This is a genomic window from Terrihalobacillus insolitus, assembly GCF_028416575.1.
Taxonomy (GTDB): Bacteria; Bacillota; Bacilli; order Bacillales; family Amphibacillaceae; genus Terrihalobacillus; species Terrihalobacillus insolitus.
In genome coordinates this window covers 153,721-173,759 of sequence record NZ_JAMQKB010000001.1, presented here as the reverse complement: position 1 = coordinate 173,759, position 20,039 = coordinate 153,721, and the positions used below count along the sequence as shown (strand labels likewise).

Genomic DNA, 20,039 nt, shown 5'->3' with positions numbered 1-20,039 from the left:
AACAACCCCCCTAGCAATATCTCGCTAGAGGGGTATTCTTATGCTTTCATTTGTAATAATTCACGTAGCTCTTCCTCCGTTAGTTTAGACAACATCGTTTCACCGGGTTGTATGATTTGATCTACTAACTCTCTTTTCTTTTGTTGAAGCTCGAATATTTTTTCTTCGATTGTGCCTTCAGTGATAAGTCGGATGATTTGTACGACCTTTTTTTGTCCAATTCGGTGTGCTCTTCCCGCCGCTTGTTCTTCAACAGCAGGATTCCACCATAAGTCGTAGAGAATAACGGTATCTGCACCAGTGAGGTTTAACCCAGTTCCACCAGCTTTTAATGAGATAAGGAATACCGATTTATTCCCATCGTTAAAGGATTCCGTCATGTCAACTCGATCCTCAGAAGGGGTAGAGCCGTCTAGTAAATATGATTCGATCCCATTCTCATGCAAGACTTGATTAATTAATTTTAGCATACTGGAAAACTGTGAAAAAATTAGCATTCGATTTCCACTACTTGTAAACGTTTGGACGAGCGCAAGTAGTTGTTCGAGCTTTCCAGACTTTCCATTGTAGCTGTCTAGGAATAAACTAGGGTGACAGCAAATTTGGCGCAATCTTGTCAAACCTGCTAAGATTTCTAATTTTCCTTTTGCAAAACCTTTTTCTTCAATCGTATTGTCCATTTGGGCTTGCATTCTCTCAAGGTATGCGAGATATAACTCTTTCTGATTTTTCGTTAATTCAGAATAGTGAACAGACTCTATTTTGTCTGGAAGATCCTGCAGCACCTCTCTTTTAATACGGCGTAAAATGAAAGGTCGTGTTACTTTAGCGATGTAGCTATGATCAAGCTGGGAGAATTCTTTTTGATTCGTAAATAACCCAGGTGAAATCGTGTGAAAAATCGACCATAGTTCATCGAGAGAATTTTCAATTGGTGTGCCACTTAAAGCAAAGCGTTTGTTCGCGCGAATATTTCTGGTAGCTTTAGCAGTTAAGGTTAGGTGGTTCTTTATTGCTTGTGCTTCGTCCAAAACGATCGAATCAAAGGTCAATTCCTTATAGATGTCGATATCCTTTCGCAGCAATGGATAGGATGTAACAAATACATCTGTATCTGTGGCTTGTTCGATTTGGAAAGCTCTTTGTTCCTTTGAACCAGCTATAACAGTTACCTTTAGTGAAGGTGAAAACTTCTCGAATTCTTTTTTCCAATTATAAATAAGTGATGCAGGTGCAACAACAATACTTGACCGAACATTTGGCTTTGTTTCTTTCTCTGATAACAAATAGGTGATGGTTTGAATTGTTTTTCCTAAGCCCATGTCATCAGCGAGAATGCCTCCAAGGCGATAAGATGCAAGCATTTTAAGCCACTGAAAACCCGTGTACTGGTATGGTCGTAAGTCTGCCTGCAGCCCTTTTGGCAAGGGAAAGGTTTCCTTACTTGGATTTTTAAGTCGGTCTAGTAGTTGTTGAAAGGCTTCTCCGTATTGTGCACGATCTTTTCCGAGAGTCTCTTCTATTTGTAGACTTCGCGCTAGGGAAACTTCGATATGACCATCCTTTAGTTGCCCTTTTTTTAAGTGCAGCTGCTCTGCTAATTCCTGAAATGAATGAAAGTTTGCGTCCTCTAAATCAAGAAGTGCCCCATTTGGAATCCTATAATACTGCTTTTTTTCGACAAGTGCTTGAAGAACATGCTGGACATCCTTAGAAGATATACCTTCCATATCAAACTCTATATCTAGCATTCCATTTTCTCCGTCTAATTGTACAGTAGACGTAAAGGTAGGTTTTGAGGTTAGCATGGATTTCACTGCTGTAGAAATGTATACATCCGCCTTTTGCTCAAGCTTTGGTAATATGTCATGTAGAAAAGAATAAATAAATTCTAGCTGAAACAGTCGAAATTCTCCATTTATAAAAACGAAATGAATACTTTCTAATAGGTTTAAAACTTCATTTTCTTTATAATCGTCTCTTTTTATTGGATTGTCATAAGAGGACACTTCCTGATATGGATAAGCCAATCGGTCTCCGTAATGAAACGTCACCTTTGCCGTAATTCCGTCTTTTTCTTCATCTAGATAAACCTTTGCGTTTAATGGTGCAACCGTTACCTTGGATCGGGCTTCTTCCGTGTAGGAAACAGTTCCAACTTCTTCAAGCTTAGAAATAACGTTTGTAAGAAATGGTTCGATCTTCTCTTTTGGCACTTGATGTGAGACATCGGAGCGATAAGGCAATAAAGTGTATAATTTTTCTGTGATTTCCTGTTGGTTTTCGTTTAATTTGTAAAAGGTACCATCTTTTATTAAATAGCCGTAGCTCTCCAGATATTTTGCTTGGAAAAGGTCTGAAGAATCAAATTGAAACGCCCCATCAGGATCTGTAGACACTTTAAATGTTAAAGGAAGATCACCAGCTGTGTTGATCTTTAAAGGGCCTGATTGTTTTGTTTCATTGCAATATGTTCCGTGTTGTTCCGCAATTGCCTGTAAGAGATCATGAGCTAGAAAAGTTGGAATGATCAAAGAATTTTTTTCTTGGATGTCGCCACCGAACGAAGAAGTATACATTGCTTCGTTATTTCTCATGAGTTGAAGCATATGCAAGATTTCTTTATTCCGATCACTGAAAACATGGATAGTAGGATCATATCGAAAATTGGAAGAAACCTGGTATGCTTTGTTTTGCTGAATATGATGTAATAAATCTTTTAGGTTCCTAACTGCATAACCTTTTTTAGTACCAATTTTCAAATTGATTTTCAACATGGATTTGGAATAATTAACGTGTGTTCGTACCTCATAAGTTACCGTTAATTCGGAAGCTTTTTTTACTAAAGTTTGTTTTTGCTGGCCAAACACATCTATGAGTCTGGAAGAAAAAGAATCATCCCGAAGTTCCCTTTTATCCATGAGATGTTCCGTATCGTTGGCGTCTTTTTTTACTTGACTATAAGATTGATCGTTTACTGCTAGCAGAACGGCAGCGATATGCTTACAAGTAAAATGTGTATGGTAAGCAGGACAATTACAGTTTGCCTCTAGCTCATCGTTATCGAAAAAAAAGATACGTACAGTATAGTTCCCTGTCCCTTTTACTTGGGCGCTCCAATAATTAATTGCTGGATTATATTGCAATCCATATACCCTGCCATTGCGAAAGTAGTTAAGTCCCCTTTTATAAAATCGTTCCCCTGTAATCTTCACAATGTCTTGTTTATTTATAAAAAATGTTCGCATGATGTTCATCCTCATCTTCCAATTATCATTTCTTTATTATAACAGATTTTTCAAGCACATACTTATTGAAGATAATACTGGGTTTAAGCTATGAATGTCACGTTTTTCCTTAATTTGGCACATACTAGGATAGATTGACTTTAAGCAATGAAACTGGTATCTTTTGTTATTGGAGTACGATAGTAGATGACCGTTTTTGAAAAGGAGAATCCTTCCAATGTAAAAACAAAATCCCGTTAAGTGCTTGTAATCAATGGAAAAATAAACGGGCACTCAAATCTTTCATATTCATAAGTGATAGGAAAACAAGACGTTTTTACAGATGAAACTTTAAGAGGTTGTTCAAAAAGTCACCAAATGATAAGCGGCGCATCTCTTCGTTGGCTTGTTTTTCCGTTGCTCACGTATTAAAAGCATATCCTTAGAAAAAGAAGAACACTTTTTCTTCGTGCGAGGTAATGCTTTCGAAGCAACAAGCTTTCGCTGCGCTACTCAAAACTACGCCGCCTCGACCTGCTTGCTTCTAATTTGTCGACTTTTTGAACACGTATTTCAATAGAATGGAAGGGTTTTTTATGACAATACAGGAAGAAGTAAAGAAACGTAAAACCTTTGCAATTATTTCTCACCCAGATGCTGGGAAAACAACATTAACAGAAAAATTGCTGTTATTCGGAAATTTGATTCGTTCAGCTGGTACTGTTAAAGGAAAGAAATCAGGAAAATTTGCTACGTCTGACTGGATGGAAATTGAAAAGCAACGTGGCATATCTGTTACTTCAAGTGTGATGAACTTTCCTTATAAAGGTCACCAGGTAAATATTTTAGACACGCCAGGTCACGAGGACTTTAGTGAAGATACGTATCGAACGCTAACCGCTGTTGACAGTGTTGTAATGATTATCGATGCAACGAAAGGAATTGAGGCACAGACGATTAAACTGTTTAAAGTGTGCCGTATGCGTGGCATTCCAATCTTTACTTTTATTAATAAATTGGATAGAGAAGGTCGTCAACCACTGGAACTACTAGAAGAAATCGAACAAGTATTAAACATTGAAACATATCCGATGAATTGGCCTGTTGGTATGGGGAAACGATTCCTTGGCATTTTCAATCGCTTTGATAAAAATTTCGTTAAATACAACGGTAATGAGGAAGAAACGTATATTGCCTATGATGAGCTAGACAAACCCGAGCATAAGGAATTGGTCGAGCACCCAACGTATCAGGAAACAGTAGAAGAACTCGAATTGCTAGATGAAGCTGGTGATCTGTTTTCTTTAGATGCGGTTTTAGCAGGAGAACAAACACCTGTGTTCTTTGGAAGTGCATTGGCGCCATTTGGAGTTCAAACATTTTTTGATACGTTCATCTCCATGGCACCCGCTCCAGTACCAAGGAAAACGACAGAGGGTGTCATGTCCCCAGACAACCCTGATTTCTCTGGGTTTATTTTCAAAATTCAAGCGAATATGAACCCAGCACATAGGGATAGGGTCGCATTTTTACGTGTTTGCTCAGGTAAATTTGAGCGTGGTATGAACGTGAAGCTTGCTCGAACGGAAAAAACGATAAAGCTCTCCCAATCACAGCAATTTGTTGCCTCTTCCCGGGATACGATTGAGGAAGCTTATGCAGGAGATATTATCGGAATATATGATCCGAACGCCTATCGAATTGGAGATACCCTTATTGAAGGAAAAGACCAATTTGAATACGATGAGCTACCACAATTTCCACCAGAACAATTTAAAAGGGTTACTGCTAAAAATGTGATGAAGTCGAAGCAGTTTAAAAAAGGCATTGAGCAGCTTGTCCAAGAAGGTGCGATTCAGTTGCTTAAAGGGTATCGAACAGAAACGTATATTCTAGGTGCAGTCGGGGAACTGCAATATGAAGTGTTCGAATATCGGATGAAAAATGAATATAACGTAGAAGTCATGTTTGAATCGATCGGGGAAAGAATTCCTCGTTGGTTAAAGGAAGAGCAAGTAGATGAGACTATATTTGATGAACGAAGTATGCTTGTCCGTGGCCGTGAAGGGGAACCAATTGTTTTATTCAAAAGTGATTTTGCGTTAAGGTGGTTTAAAGATAAACATCCTGATATCGATTTGATTGATCTGTTAGATGTTAATCAATACGATCAGACGTATTAATAGTATAAGATACGCTCACATGTGGGCGTGTCTTTTTTTCAATGAAAAAACGTCTAAACGAGAAAACCTTGTGACAGCATTATAAACAGTTTTCTTTTATAATAGACGTATATGTCTACAAAAATAAACAAAACATACGAATATTTGTTCGTTTTTATGTTAGAATAAGAGAACAATGTGGTACAATGTAGATAAATCGACATTTTATTTTGGGACGTGAACGGGGGTTAATAGCTTGAAGAACCAATTTGAAATCGTTTCTAATTATAGTCCAGAGGGGGATCAACCACGCGCAATAAATGAATTAGTGGATGGACTCAATCAGGGCACAAAGCACCAGACATTGCTCGGTGCGACCGGAACGGGAAAAACGTTTACAATGTCTAATGTCATTAAAGAAGTCAATCGCCCGACATTAGTAATCGCCCATAACAAAACACTAGCAGGACAACTATATAGTGAGTTTAAGGAATATTTTCCAAACAATGCGGTAGAGTATTTCGTTAGCTATTATGACTACTACCAACCAGAAGCATACGTACCACAAACCGATACGTTTATTGAAAAGGATGCAAGCATAAATGACGAGATCGATAAATTACGCCACTCAGCAACATCTTCCTTGTTTGAACGTCGGGATGTTTTAGTTGTTGCGAGTGTGTCATGTATTTATGGTTTGGGGTCTCCAGAGGACTATAAAAGTCAAGTCCTTTCCTTAAGAATGGGAATGGAAAAGGATCGTGATCAGCTTTTACGCGACATGGTCAATATTCAGTATGCCAGAAATGACATCGATTTTCAGCGTGGTACGTTTCGAGTCCGTGGGGATTCAGTAGAAATTATCCCAGTTTCAAGGGAAGAGCACTGTGTTCGCATCGAATTTTTTGGGGATGAAATTGATCGTATTCGTGAAGTGGACGCACTAACAGGTGAAATTATCGGTGACCGTGATCATGTCGCGATTTTCCCTGCATCACACTTCGTAACAAAAGAAGAGAAACTTAAAAAAGCAATCGCAAATATAGAAAAAGAACTAGAAGAACGTTTGGCAGAACTACACAGTCATAACAAATTACTTGAGGCACAGCGTTTAGAACAACGTACGAACTATGACATAGAAATGATGAAGGAAATGGGTTTCTGCTCTGGGATCGAAAACTATTCACGTCATTTAACCTTTCGGGAGCCAGGGTCAACTCCCTATACGTTAATGGACTACTTTCCAGATGATTTTTTAATTGTAGTGGACGAATCACACGTTTCACTCCCACAAATTCGAGGGATGTTTAACGGGGATCAGGCAAGAAAGCAAGTTCTCGTTGATCACGGATTTCGGTTACCGTCGGCTATGGATAACCGCCCACTGACCTTTAGCGAATTTGAAAAAAAAGCACAGCAGATGGTGTTTGTTTCAGCGACACCAGGCCCATATGAGTTGGAGCACACCCCTAGGATGACAGAGCAAATTATTCGTCCGACTGGATTGTTGGATCCTGAGGTGGAGGTTCGACCGATAGAAGGACAGATCGATGACTTAATTGGAGAAATCCATCAGCTTCAGGAACGTAATGAACGTGTGCTTGTTACGACCTTAACAAAAAAAATGTCAGAGGATTTAACCGATTATTTAAAAGAAATTGGAATAAAGGTCGCTTATTTACATTCCGAAATTAAAACACTCGAGAGAATTGAGGTCATTCGCGATCTCCGAGTTGGGAAATACGATGTGTTGGTTGGTATTAACTTACTTAGAGAAGGATTAGATATTCCTGAGGTATCCTTAGTCGCGATACTTGACGCGGACAAAGAAGGTTTTTTACGTTCGCAGCGGTCATTGATTCAGACGATGGGGCGAGCAGCGCGAAACGAAAGAGGACGAGTTGTCATGTATGCAAACAGAATAACCGATTCCATGCAAATCGCGATTGATGAGACAAACCGCCGTCGTGAAAAGCAAATGAGGTACAATGAGGAACATGGCATTACGCCAACTACGATTAAGAAAGAAGTACGTGATGTCATTCGCGCTACAGTTGCAGCTGAGGATGAGGAAGTATATGAAGCTGGTACACCAAGCATCGCCAACTTAAGCAAGAAAGAAAAGGAAAAAATGATCGAAAACATGGAAAAAGAAATGAAAAAAGCAGCAAAAGATCTTAATTTCGAGAAAGCTGCTGAATTACGGGATTTAATCTTGGAACTTAAAACAGAAGGGTGAGCCTTATGGAAAAAAAGTCAATTAACGTAAAAGGGGCAAGAGCCCATAATCTGAAAAATATGGATGTATCGATTCCGAAAAACAAGTTAGTTGTGTTAACGGGTTTATCTGGATCGGGCAAATCATCACTTGCATTCGATACGATCTATGCAGAAGGGCAGCGAAGATACGTAGAGTCTTTGTCAGCATATGCGCGTCAATTTTTAGGACAAATGGATAAACCAGATGTAGATGCGATAGAAGGATTATCCCCTGCCATATCCATTGATCAAAAGACAACGAGTAGAAATCCACGGTCAACAGTCGGAACGGTAACAGAGATTTATGATTATTTAAGATTGTTGTTTGCACGTATTGGTCATCCAACGTGTCCGAAGCACGATATCGAAATTTCATCTCAGACCGTTCAACAAATGGTGGATCGTATTTTAGAATATCCAGAGCGAACAAAGCTCCAGATCCTTGCCCCCGTTGTTTCAGGTAGAAAAGGCGAGCATGTTAAAGTCCTGGAAAATTTAAAGCAAGAAGGCTATGTTCGAATTCGTGTGAATGGTGAAATGAAAGAGGTAACAGATGACATCCACCTAGAAAAAAATAAAAAACATTCGATTGAAGTAGTAGTGGATCGAATTGTTGTAAAAGATGGTGTGACAGGTAGGCTGACCGATTCTCTAGAGACAGCACTAGGATTGGGTCAAGGTAAGGTGATTGTGGATGTGATGGGTGAAGAAGAACTTTTGTTTAGTGAACAGCATGCATGTCCAATCTGTGGATTTTCGATCGGGGATCTTGAGCCTAGACTTTTTTCCTTTAACAGCCCATATGGTGCGTGTCAGCGTTGTGATGGCTTGGGTACAAAGCTTGAGGTTGATCTCGATTTAGTCATACCAGATTGGGACAAATCTCTTCATGAGGGTGCAATAACTGCATGGGAGCCAACGAGCTCTAACTATTATCCGAAGCTACTTGAGAGTGCTTGTACACATTTTGGTATTGACATGGATCTACCAGTGAAAAAGATTCCGAAGCACTTAATGGAGCGTATTTTATTTGGAAGTGATCAGGAAAAAATTCATTTCCGTTATGAAAATGATTTTGGCAGGATCCGTGATAGTGAGATCATGTTTGAAGGCGTTATAAATAACATTGCTCGTCGATACAAGGAAACAAGCTCTGATTTTATTCGAGAACAAATGGAGAAGTATATGGCTCAAAAGCCTTGTCCAAAGTGCAAAGGTTACCGATTAAAGGAAGAAACACTTGCGGTACGAATTAACAACAAGCACGTTGGACATATTACAGATCTTTCTGTAACAGAAGCTCGCACATTTTTTGATTCAATAGAATTAACCGAAAAAGAACAAAAAATTGCGAAAATGATCTTAAAAGAAATCGACGATCGTCTAACGTTTTTGAATAATGTTGGACTAGACTATTTAACATTATCGCGTGCTGCTGGCACACTTTCTGGTGGTGAAGCGCAGCGAATTCGGCTCGCAACACAAATCGGTTCTGCATTAACAGGTGTCTTGTATGTGCTTGATGAGCCTTCGATTGGACTACACCAACGTGATAATGATCGTTTAATAAGTACATTAAAACGGATGCGGGATTTAGGTAATACGTTAATCGTTGTCGAGCATGATGAGGATACGATGCTTGCAGCAGATTGGTTAATTGATATCGGTCCTGGTGCAGGTGAACACGGTGGACAAATTGTATCAAGTGGTTCACCAGAAAAGGTGATGAACGATAGGAATTCACTTACTGGCCAGTATTTAGCTGGACAGCGGTTTATTCCATTGCCTGCTTCCAGACGAAAACCAAATAAACGTTATGTCGAAGTCATTGGGGCAGAGGAAAATAATTTGAAAAATATTCATGCAAAAATACCAATTGGCATTCTTACTGCGATCACAGGGGTTTCAGGATCAGGAAAAAGCACATTAATCAACGAGATTTTGCATAAGTCTTTATCGATGAAGCTCCACAAAGCAAAACAAAAGCCAGGAAAGCATAAAGAAATCAAAGGTGTACAACATTTGGAAAAGGTGATTGACATTAACCAGTCACCAATTGGTCGGACCCCTCGTTCGAACCCTGCCACATATACAGGTGTTTTCGATGACATTCGAGATGTGTTTGCTTTAACAAATGAGGCGAAAATTCGTGGGTATAAGAAGGGTAGATTTAGTTTTAACGTAAAGGGTGGCCGTTGTGAAGCTTGCCGCGGGGATGGAATCATTAAGATCGAAATGCATTTTCTTCCTGATGTTTATGTGCCATGTGAGGTATGCCATGGAAAGCGCTACAACAGGGAAACACTGGAGGTAAAATACAAAGGCAAAAACATTTCAGATGTTCTGGAGATGACGATCGAAGAATCACTTGATTTCTTCTCGAATATCCCTAAAATAAACCGGAAGCTACAAACAATTGCGGACGTGGGTTTAGGCTATATCAAACTCGGTCAACCAGCAACCACCTTATCTGGTGGAGAAGCGCAACGGGTTAAATTAGCGAGTGAACTGCATCGTCGCTCGAACGGGAAAACGTTATATATTTTGGATGAACCTACAACTGGACTTCATGTAGACGACATTTCTCGTTTACTTGAGGTTTTGCAGCGATTAGTTGACAATGGGGATACGGTCTTGATTATTGAGCACAATTTAGATGTAATAAAGGCAGCGGATTATATTGTTGATTTAGGTCCAGAAGGTGGAGATCGTGGCGGTCAAATCATCGCTACTGGAACGCCAGAGGAAGTGTCGAAACAATCGAACTCCTACACCGGGCATTACTTGAAACCAATCCTGGAACGAGACCGTAAACGAATGGAAGAAAAAATGAGTGCGAGAGAAAAAGTGGGACAGAATTAATCGTTAAATGTTTTTAGACCCCACCTCTAAGCGAAGCGAAGGTGGGAATTTAGAATCAGGTGGAGTCGAGACTCCATCTGATTGCCTGATGTTTTAGCTTGCTGAAGCGAGTTCGCTCAATGCTCAAACCTTTTGGTTATTGCTATATAATGAAGAAAACGGGAATATACATGAATGAAGTTCCGAATTGAATGGAAAGAGGGGATCGCATGAAAGCAATAGACGTTGATCAGGTTCAACAGGCAATCGATCGTTACGCTAATAAGCCCGTTTATATCCACCTAGAAACGACAAATGGTGCGTATGCAAGCCATTTTGACGATAAAGCTTACAATATTGGTGTGTTTATCCGAAACGCAAAAATTTCCTACGAGCATGGAAAAATTGTTGGGACAGATCAGGCTTATCGCGTTGGTTTAAAGACGGACATGGGTTGGGTATATGCAGAAGGTTTATCCCAATGGGAAATAGATAGCGATGATCGACTATTAATGGCTGGGCATGACCGTGAAGGAAGACTTATGGTAGCACTAGAAATTGGTGAAAAACCATTTGACTACTAAAGGTCCGATATTTAAACGTATAAATAGGGAGAAGTGGTGACAATGGAAAAACACGTTGTTGTTATATACCCCCATCCAGACGATGAGGCGTTTGGTGCTTCGGGTACAATAACAAAATTTAGAGAAGAAGGGATTCCTGTAACCTATCTGTGTGGCACATTAGGAGAAATGGGAAGGAATATGGGTAATCCCACTTTTGCAACTAGAGAAAGTTTACCTGAAATAAGAAAGAAAGAGTTGATCGCTGCTTGTGAAGTGTTGGACGTTGAATTACGTATGTTAGGGTATCGTGACAAAACATTGGAGTTTGAATCTAAAGATGAGGTAGCAAAACGCCTCCGAACCATTCTTGAGGAAGTGAAGCCAAGTCTTGTCATTACGCACTATCCAGAACACGCTGTTCATCCAGATCATAATGCTTTAGGAGCAGCAGCAATCGAAGCTGTACGACAAATGAATCCAAGCAGCAGGCCTAAAGTATGGGCGCAAGCCATTAGTAATGATCATCTAGAAAAGTTAGGAAATCCTGATATCTGTTTTGATATTACACCTTTTTTTCAAAAGAAAATGGATACCATTCTTTCCCATCGTTCACAAGCAGATGGTGTGTTGGGTAAGATGAAGAAGGATCCAAATCAAGATAAGGACTTAGAAGCGATCGCTAAAGAGAGAATGGGTGTTGAACGGTTTTATACGTGGAATTTTGAATCCTAGTTTTTATTGAAAACAAAGGGGGATTCGTTGGTGAAGGAAGAACAGCGCCGAATTTTGAAAATGGTAGAAGAAGGAATGATTACCGCTGAGGAAGCGGAGGAATTAATGGAGTCGATTGAACAGGACGACCAATCAACCATTCAAGAAATTTCAAAAAAAGTAGATTGGGAAACTGGAGAAGCGTATAAGCAGCATAGCAAAACAAAATCAAAAAAAAGACCTTTTCTACAATTTATTGAAGAAGCATTTTCCAAGATAAAAAATGTGGACTTAGACTTAAATTTTGGTGATTATTATGATGTTTCCCATGTCTTTCATAGTAATAAAGCTACCTTCACAACAATAGGGATAGATATATTTAATGGAGATGTTACCCTCATTCCTTGGGATGAAAAGGATGTCAGGATTGAAAGTCAAGCAAAGGTGTACCAGTCGAAAAACCAGCACGAGGCTAAGGAAAAATTTATAAGGGAATCGGAATTCCAAATAGTGGATAATATACTCGCGTTTACCATCCCTTCTAAACAAATAAAAGCAGACCTTAAACTATATGTTCCAAGAAATAAATATACGAGTACTCGTATCAAATTATTTAATGGTAAAATACATGTCAATCAAATAGAATCGGAACAACTCGAAATGAAAACATCCAATGGATCAATTGATCTTTCATCTTTTCGCGGGAACATATTGGACGTAGAATCCATAAATGGTTCAATAAAACTAGAGGATGTTATTTGTGAAAGGGTGGAAACAGAAACGATTCATGGATCGATACATGTCGATGGCACTTTTAAAAAAATAGAAGCACAAGCAGTAAACGGTAGTGTCTATTGTAATTGGCAAGGAAATCATGCAGAAATGGGCTTTTTTAAAACGATTGCAGGCAGTGTCCGTCTTACCTTACCAGAAAAAGTTCGTGTCGATGGAAATCTTATGACGAAAATAGGTTCCATCCACTTTGATATTGACAACTACGCCATCTATCAAGAGAAAAGGGAAGTAATAAATCACAGTCTTCATTTCATCGCAAATGATAAAATGAAAAACTCTCTCCATGTAGAGGCAGAGACGAAAACTGGTTCCATATGGATTTTGCCAAGTAAAAAGGAGGTGTGACCATATGTCGAAAAAATTGACACGTTCTCAAAAGGATCGGATGGTTGCTGGGGTTTTAGGTGGTATTGCATCCTATTTCCGGATTGATCCAACTATTGTGCGGCTTATTTTTGTCATAGGTTTGTTTCTAAGCCTTCTATTTCCTTTGGCATTTATTTATCTCGCAGCCATTTTTATCATTCCAAATGAGGGGGAAGTATAATGCGTTGGTTATTATCCCTTTTTCTAAACGCTATTGCTATTATTGCAGTGGCTCAAATTCTAGATTCATTTTATGTTGAAGGATTTATGACTGCAATCATCGCCAGTTTCATTGTTTCCATTTTAAATCTAATCGTAAAACCGATTCTCGTTGTTTTAACTTTACCAATTACATTTGTAACCTTTGGCCTTTTTCTTTTTGTAATCAATGCGATCACGTTAATGATTACCCAAAGTGTCCTCGGTGCAGCATTTGTAATTGATGGTTTTGGATCCGCTATATTAGCAGCAGTTGTGATTGCTATTCTAAATGTGATGCTTAATCTATTAGTGAAAGGATTAAAGTAAATTGCGCATCTGCATGCAAGAACCTAACCTTAAAAGGCTCGGCAATCGCCGAGTTTTTTTATCTTATAACGAACTTGTGATGCTTGTCCAATAAAAAAATGCTACAATATAATGTATTGAATGGAAGAGTACCATGGAGGGATATAGATGGCGAAGGTTCGAACACAGGATTTACTAGATCGATTTAATCTTGAACTTCTTGCTGGTGAAGATGGTGTGCATCGCGAAATAAATACAAGTGATATTTCGAGACCAGGAATTGAAATGACGGGGTATTTCGAGTACTATCCAAAGGAACGGCTCCAGTTATTAGGTAAGACCGAAATGTCTTTTTTTAATGATTTAAAGCCAGAAGAAAAACGAGATCGGATGGAGAAGCTTTGTACAGATATCACTCCAGGTATGGTGATCACAAGAGGGATGGATGTGCCTGAGGAGCTGATGATAGCGGCAAATGAGGCAGCTGTTCCGGTTATGCGATCCCCACATAAAACGACAAGGGTTATTAGCAGATTAACGAATTTTCTCGAAGTTAAATTCGCACCATTTACTGCCGTTCATGGTGTACTTGTCGATATCTACGGCATTGGTGTGTTAATCACTGGTCAAAGTGGTGTTGGTAAAAGTGAAACCGCACTTGAACTTGTAAAAAGAGGCCATCGTCTTGTTGCCGATGATAGTGTAGAAATAAGGCAAGAGGACTATGACATTCTTATCGGAAATGCTCCACCACTTATTGAGCACCTATTAGAAATACGCGGGCTAGGGATTATAAATGTGATGACATTATTTGGAGCTGGAGCTGTAAGAAGTCACAAGAAGATTTCATTTAGCATCCATCTCGAAACATGGGATCAAAAAAAACAATACGATCGTCTTGGTCTAGAGGAAGATACGATGAAAATCATGGATGTAAAGCTGCCAAGAGCAACGATTCCCGTAAGACCAGGTAGAAACTTAGCGGTAATCATTGAGGTAGCAGCAATGAATTTCAGGTTAAAACGGATGGGTGTTAATGCTGCTGAGGAATTCTCACAGCGTTTAACAAACATGATTGAACAGGAAAAAGAAGGAAAAAATGAATAGGGAGGTGCGTTAATATGACACCAACAGCCCCACCGTTAGATCGAGTGTTTATTGAACTAGGTCCATTTACGATTTATTGGTACGGAGTGATTATTGCTACTGGAGCTTTTTTGGGATTGTGGATGGCCACAAGGGAAACAGAACGCTTGGGTTTAAAAAAGGATATTTTCATTGATTTAGTTTTATATGCTATTCCGATCGCGATTCTTTCTGCAAGAATCTATTATGTTGTTTTTGAGTGGGATCGTTATGCTGGAGGACCGTGGTGGAAGGTGTTTGCCGTCTGGGAAGGCGGGATTGCTATTCATGGTGCATTGATTGGTTCCATTATTACGACAATTGTTTATGCTAAAGTGAAACAGGTATCTTTTTGGCAATTGGTTGATATTGCTGCACCAGGTCTTCTTGTAGGTCAGGCGATAGGCCGTTGGGGAAACTTTATGAACCAAGAAGCACACGGTGGTCCAGTTTCTCAAGTGGCGTACGACAATTTTTTGCAGTACCTTCCAGATTTCATTGTAAATCAAATGTTTATTGATGGTACGATGTATCATCCAACCTTTCTATATGAATCACTTTGGAACATTCTTGGACTCATTTTAATCCTTATATTGCGTAAATATAATCCAAGACGTGGAGAGTTATTCTTTAGCTATTTGATATGGTATTCCGTCGGTCGCTTTTTCATTGAGGGAATGCGTACCGATAGTTTATACTTGTTTGGTGAACTCCGGACAGCACAAGTGATTTCTGTAGTACTAATAGTTGGATCGATTGTATATATCATGTACCGCCGTAAAACAGGGCAGGCGAACAAGCGTTACAATGGTAAGAAAAAATAGAATGATTGGTAACAGGCTTGGCCTTTGGCTGACAAAGAAATAAGTCGTGTTTAAGTGCTGCGTCCATTAAACAAGAAAATAGGGGGAAGTGTATTGATTGGTGTAATAAAACGTGGTATTTGGAAAGGTTTGACGTTGACGTGGACACTTGGGAAAGTGATTTTCCCTGTTACACTATTCGTTACAATTCTTCGCTATACGCCGGCACTTCCATGGTTAATGGAGAGATTAACGCCAATTTTGAAGTTTATCGGTTTATCTGGTGAAGCAGCAGTTCCTTTGGTATTAGGTAATTTTCTAAATTTATATGCGGGGATTGCAGCCATAGTCTCCTTTGATTTTACCGTAAAAGAAGTATTCATTATGGCCGTCATGCTTTCCTTTTCACACAATTTATTTATTGAATCAGCGGTTGCCTCCAAAGTAGGTGTCAAATGGTGGGTCGTTGTAGGAATCCGAATCAGTTTAGCATTCCTTTCTGCAGCATTGATCAATGGGGTGTGGAATGGTGGCGATCAGTTGTCACAATACGGCTTCATCTCAAAAGCAGAACAAATACCAGATGGTTGGTTTGCTATTTCCTTGCAAGGCCTTGAAACAGCATTCATGGGTGTACTACAGCTGGCTCTTATCGTGATCCCATTAATGGTAGGTATCCAATTTATGCGTGAAAAGGGTTGGATGGACTTTCTATCAGAAAAGTTAGCTCCTTTTATGAAAGTGTTAGGAATGCGAGAAAATACTTCTATGACACTCGTTGCAGGGTTAACGATCGGTCTTGCATATGGGGCAGGACTAATGATTCAAGCCGTTCAAGAAGACGGTGTGACAAAAAAAGATATGTATTTGGCACTTATTTTTCTTGTTTCCTGTCATGCTGTCGTAGAGGATACGTTAATTTTTATTCCCCTCGGTATCCCAGTGTGGCCGTTACTTCTTTTTCGTGTAACAACAGCTATTGTATTAACAGCAGTAGTTGGCTTTGCCTGGAATCGTGTGGAAATTAATAAAGGTAGAAAGGAACTGGCCCATGAACATTCGTACCATTCTGTTTGATTTAGACGGCACATTGATTGACACAAATGAATTAATTATTGCTTCGTTTGAGCATACGCTTGCTATACATACCGATCGTAGCTATGCAAGAGAAGAAATAGTAGAGTTTATTGGTCCACCTTTGAAAGATAGCTTCGAAACCATCAATGCGAATCAGGTGGATCAGATGATCGAAACTTATCGTGAGCACAATCTAAGCCATCATGATGATTATGTTACGGCATACCCAACTGTCGTAGAAACGATCTATGCTTTAAAACAAGCTGGATATAAGTTAGGTGTGGTTACGACGAAAATGAGGAAAACAGTGAATATGGGATTACAGCTTACTGGTCTTCAAAAAGCATTTGATGTCGTCATTACTTTGGATGATGTTACCCATGCAAAACCACATCCAGAACCAATTTTAACAGCATTAACAGCACTAGACGGGAATGCAGCAAGTACAATTATGGTTGGTGACAATTATCATGACATCGAAGCAGGCCAGAACGCTGGAACTAGAACTGCTGGTGTAGCATGGTCAATAAAAGGGAAAAGCAAGCTTGAGTCCTACAAACCAGATTATATGCTAGAACAAATGTCGGATTTAATTACACTTTTAGGGGAAGAGATACATGCGTAATACCGAACGTTTTCGTGTGGAAGAAGCGAATTCTTTGTGGCAGATCTATAAAACCGTGCCATTTTTAAAGGTGGTAAAAAATTTTTTTTTCATCCAATTGGCACGCTATATGCCGTTTCTGCCAGTGAAGAACTGGATATATCGGAAGTTTCTCCGCATGGAAATTGGGCATAAAGCAGCCTTTGCGTTGATGGTCATGCTCGATGTTATGTTTCCTGAAAGAATAAAAGTTGGCACAAATACAGTGATTGGTTATAATACGACAATTCTAGCTCATGAATACTTAATTAAGGAATACCGAATCGGCAAAGTCTCGATTGGTAGTAATGTCATGATTGGTGCAAATTCAACGATTCTTCCAGGAGTTACTATTGGAGATGATGCCATTGTTTCAGCAGGAACTTTGGTACATAAAGATGTTCCTGCTGGGGCGTTTGTTGGCGGAAATCCGATGAAAATTATTTATACAAAATCAGAAATGGAAGAACGCATCCAGGCAGATCGTTTTTTAAAATAAAATTTGCGGCGCTATTAGCTTACCTTTGGTGAATTTGTTACTGATGTAAGTTTTAAAATATGATATACTTCTTAGGGTTGAAACTGTATGTTCAAAGTATTTGAGAAAGATCAGATGCTTATCGTTTGAATGTTTTGTTATCATTTCTAATCTTTGAACGAGGATAACTGGGGGATACGTACACATGACAGAGACATTAACGTCACAGGATAACATAGACAAGATTATTCCCTTTATTCCCGAAGGCCAATTCTATTATAAAAAGGGTGTAGAGGCCTTTCAAAAGCATAAATTTGACATAGCGTTAAAGTGGTTGAAAAAAGCAGTTGAATTTTCACCAGATGAAGCAGTATATCACTGTCAAATGTCCATTGTTTACACTGAAATTGGTGCATTTCATGTGGCAAATCAAATTTTAACAGAGGTACTTTCTAAAAATGGAGAGGCCTATTTGGATTGTTATTACTTAATCGCAAACAACTATGCGCACTTAGGATTGTTACAAGATGCTAAAAAGTATGTGGAAATCTACATTCAAAAAGCGCCAGAGGGTGACTTTATTAAAGAAGCCGAAAGTTTGTTAGGCTTTCTTGATCTTGGAGTTGAGGATGACGAAGATTGGACGTATGAAGAAGAGGATGAACTGCTGATTTATCAAGAAACAGTCTTCTACCATTTGCAAAGACAGGAATGGGATGAAGCACTCCCGTTGCTGGAAGAGATGATGGGGTTGTTTCCTGAACATTTAGCAGCAAAGCATGAGTACAGCTTTGCAACCTTTTTTCATCGTGACCAAGATGAAGCGATCCGATTAGAGGAACAGTGGCTTCAGCAAGAACCACAGTCATTATACTGTCATACGAATTTAGCCGTATTTTATTTTGAGAGAGGCGAACAAGAAAAATACGAGGCACACATACAATCGATTCATAATGTGTATCCTATTCACGAACAACAAAAACTACGAATTGCAACAACACTTGCACATACTGGCTACTATTCCGAAGCATATGCCCGGTTTCAAGCGTTATCCAAAACACAGTTAAAGGGACATGCTTCCTACTATAAGTGGTATAGTATAGCGGCTTTTCATACTGGAGAACCATCAAAAGCTTTGACACTATGGGAAGAGGGCTGCAAACGTCACCCTAGCTTAAGTAAAGATGAAGGGCCATGGATCAAACAGTAGACTAAAAAAAGTGTGAGCAGAATAATAGACCATATGAAGAGCATCGTCTACGATATGGTTAGGAGTTATCTTAAATTGAGCCTTTCTTATAGGTTGACATTTGATTTCTCAAACATATTCTATAGATAAACAGTTATAGAAAAGGGGCTGGATAACAATGTCCGATGAAAAAATCTATGATGTCATAATTGCAGGTGCAGGACCAGCTGGACTTACAGCTGCCGTATACGCCTCTCGTGCTAATTTAGATACGTTAATGCTAGAACGTGGAATTCCTGGTGGGCAAATGGCAAACACAGAGGATGTCGAGAATTACCCAGGATATGATCACATTCTTGGTCCGGATTTGTCTACTAAAATGTATGAGCATTCCCAGAAATTTGGAGCAAAATATGCGTATGGTGATATCAAAGAAATCCAGGATCATAAGGAATATAAAACGGTTGTTGCAGGAAACAAGGAATATAAAACACGTGCGCTTATTATCACAACTGGTGCCGAATACAAAAAAATAGGTGTGCCAGGTGAAGAAGAGCTAAGCGGTCGTGGGGTATCTTATTGTGCCGTGTGTGATGGTGCATTTTTTAAAGAGAAAGAGCTAGTCGTTATTGGTGGTGGTGACTCTGCCGTTGAGGAAGGCGTATATTTAACTCGATTTGCGAGCAAAGTAACGATCATTCATCGACGGGATGAATTACGAGCGCAAAAAATCCTGCAACAACGTGCCTTTAACAATGAAAAAGTGAATTTCATATGGAATACTGTTGTAAAAGAAATTAATGGCAAAGACAACAAGGTAGGGAGCGTCACACTTCACAACAATGAGACAGGTGAAACGTATGAGCATCCAACCGACGGTGTGTTTATCTACATTGGTATGGTACCACTAAGCAAGCCATTCACTTCACTAGGGATCACAGATAATGAAGGGTATATTCCGACTAATGAAAAAATGGAAACGAACGTACCAGGCGTATTTGCTGCAGGGGACATCCGCGATAAAGAGCTCCGACAAATCGTAACAGCGACTGGCGATGGAAGCATTGCCGCCCAGTCTGCTCAAGCATATGTTGAGAACTTATTGGAGGAATTAAACGCCAATAAAGTGGATGTTCAAGAGGCAACCAAATAACAAGTGGTGCATCGATGCGAAGTTTTAATTCTAATTGACCGAATTCGAACGCGCTTCAAAGCGAATAAGGCGAACAAATTGAAACGTAAATGCATTTTAACCCTGCTGTAACACGCACGAAACATTTAGGGGTTATA

At 39.4% G+C, this 20,039-nt stretch carries 16 protein-coding genes; 15 read left to right on the top strand and 1 reads right to left on the bottom strand.

From position 1 onward, the window contains the following. Nucleotides 1–38: 38 nt before the first annotated feature. Entirely contained in the window at nt 39–3,248 is a 3,210-nt protein-coding gene (locus NC797_RS00865) for a DEAD/DEAH box helicase (RefSeq protein ID WP_272434702.1), read from the bottom strand. 575 nt (nt 3,249–3,823) lie between these two features. Between NC797_RS00865 and NC797_RS00860 the strand changes: the two genes are divergently transcribed. The 15 genes from NC797_RS00860 (at nt 3,824) to trxB (ending at nt 19,902) form a co-directional block, all read left to right on the top strand. Next, nucleotides 3,824–5,410: a peptide chain release factor 3 gene (locus NC797_RS00860; RefSeq protein WP_272434700.1), complete on the top strand. Its 1,587-nt coding sequence runs from the start codon at nt 3,824–3,826 to the stop codon at nt 5,408–5,410. Nucleotides 5,411–5,645: 235 nt separating this feature from the next. Beyond that, nucleotides 5,646–7,628 (top strand): excinuclease ABC subunit UvrB, encoded by a 1,983-nt coding sequence (gene uvrB, locus NC797_RS00855; RefSeq protein WP_272434699.1) that lies wholly within the window; start codon nt 5,646–5,648, stop codon nt 7,626–7,628. A 5-nt stretch (nt 7,629–7,633) separates the two neighbouring features. Beyond that, nucleotides 7,634–10,510 carry an excinuclease ABC subunit UvrA gene (gene uvrA / locus NC797_RS00850; protein ID WP_272434698.1) on the top strand — a complete coding sequence of 959 codons (2,877 nt, stop codon included), beginning with the start codon at nt 7,634–7,636 and terminating at the stop codon, nt 10,508–10,510. A 209-nt stretch (nt 10,511–10,719) separates the two neighbouring features. Continuing rightward, nucleotides 10,720–11,073 (top strand): YojF family protein, encoded by a 354-nt coding sequence (locus NC797_RS00845; protein WP_272434697.1) that lies wholly within the window; start codon nt 10,720–10,722, stop codon nt 11,071–11,073. Nucleotides 11,074–11,115: 42 nt separating this feature from the next. After that, the gene (gene bshB2, locus NC797_RS00840; RefSeq protein ID WP_272434696.1) at nt 11,116–11,787 is read left to right on the top strand and encodes a bacillithiol biosynthesis deacetylase BshB2; all 672 of its coding nucleotides are present in this window, start codon (nt 11,116–11,118) and stop codon (nt 11,785–11,787) included. 30 nt (nt 11,788–11,817) lie between these two features. Then, on the top strand, nt 11,818–12,906 hold the full coding sequence (locus tag NC797_RS00835) for a DUF4097 family beta strand repeat-containing protein (protein WP_272434695.1): 1,089 nt from the start codon (nt 11,818–11,820) through the stop codon (nt 12,904–12,906). A 4-nt stretch (nt 12,907–12,910) separates the two neighbouring features. Beyond that, the gene (locus NC797_RS00830) at nt 12,911–13,108 is read left to right on the top strand and encodes a PspC domain-containing protein (RefSeq protein ID WP_272434694.1); all 198 of its coding nucleotides are present in this window, start codon (nt 12,911–12,913) and stop codon (nt 13,106–13,108) included. Continuing rightward, on the top strand, nt 13,108–13,455 hold the full coding sequence (locus NC797_RS00825; RefSeq protein ID WP_272434693.1) for a phage holin family protein: 348 nt from the start codon (nt 13,108–13,110) through the stop codon (nt 13,453–13,455). Before NC797_RS00830 ends, NC797_RS00825 begins: the two co-directional genes overlap by 1 nt. A 147-nt stretch (nt 13,456–13,602) precedes the next feature. Further along, complete coding sequence (gene hprK / locus NC797_RS00820; RefSeq protein ID WP_272434692.1) at nt 13,603–14,541, top strand: HPr(Ser) kinase/phosphatase; 939 nt, start codon at nt 13,603–13,605, stop codon at nt 14,539–14,541. 14 nt (nt 14,542–14,555) lie between these two features. After that, nucleotides 14,556–15,383 carry a prolipoprotein diacylglyceryl transferase gene (lgt, locus tag NC797_RS00815; RefSeq protein WP_272434691.1) on the top strand — a complete coding sequence of 276 codons (828 nt, stop codon included), beginning with the start codon at nt 14,556–14,558 and terminating at the stop codon, nt 15,381–15,383. Between the two features lie 93 nt (nt 15,384–15,476). After that, the gene (locus tag NC797_RS00810) at nt 15,477–16,439 is read left to right on the top strand and encodes a nucleoside recognition domain-containing protein (protein ID WP_272434689.1); all 963 of its coding nucleotides are present in this window, start codon (nt 15,477–15,479) and stop codon (nt 16,437–16,439) included. Next, nucleotides 16,414–17,064 (top strand): pyrophosphatase PpaX, encoded by a 651-nt coding sequence (gene ppaX / locus NC797_RS00805; RefSeq protein ID WP_272434687.1) that lies wholly within the window; start codon nt 16,414–16,416, stop codon nt 17,062–17,064. Before NC797_RS00810 ends, ppaX begins: the two co-directional genes overlap by 26 nt. After that, nucleotides 17,057–17,581 (top strand): acyltransferase, encoded by a 525-nt coding sequence (locus tag NC797_RS00800; protein WP_272434686.1) that lies wholly within the window; start codon nt 17,057–17,059, stop codon nt 17,579–17,581. The genes ppaX and NC797_RS00800 overlap by 8 nt, the downstream gene beginning before the upstream one ends. Nucleotides 17,582–17,765: 184 nt before the next feature. Next, a complete protein-coding gene (locus NC797_RS00795) occupies nt 17,766–18,770 on the top strand; it encodes a tetratricopeptide repeat protein (protein ID WP_272434685.1) in 1,005 nt (334 codons plus the stop codon). Nucleotides 18,771–18,927: 157 nt separating this feature from the next. Beyond that, on the top strand, nt 18,928–19,902 hold the full coding sequence (gene trxB / locus NC797_RS00790) for a thioredoxin-disulfide reductase (protein ID WP_272434683.1): 975 nt from the start codon (nt 18,928–18,930) through the stop codon (nt 19,900–19,902). Nucleotides 19,903–20,039: the final 137 nt, after the last annotated feature.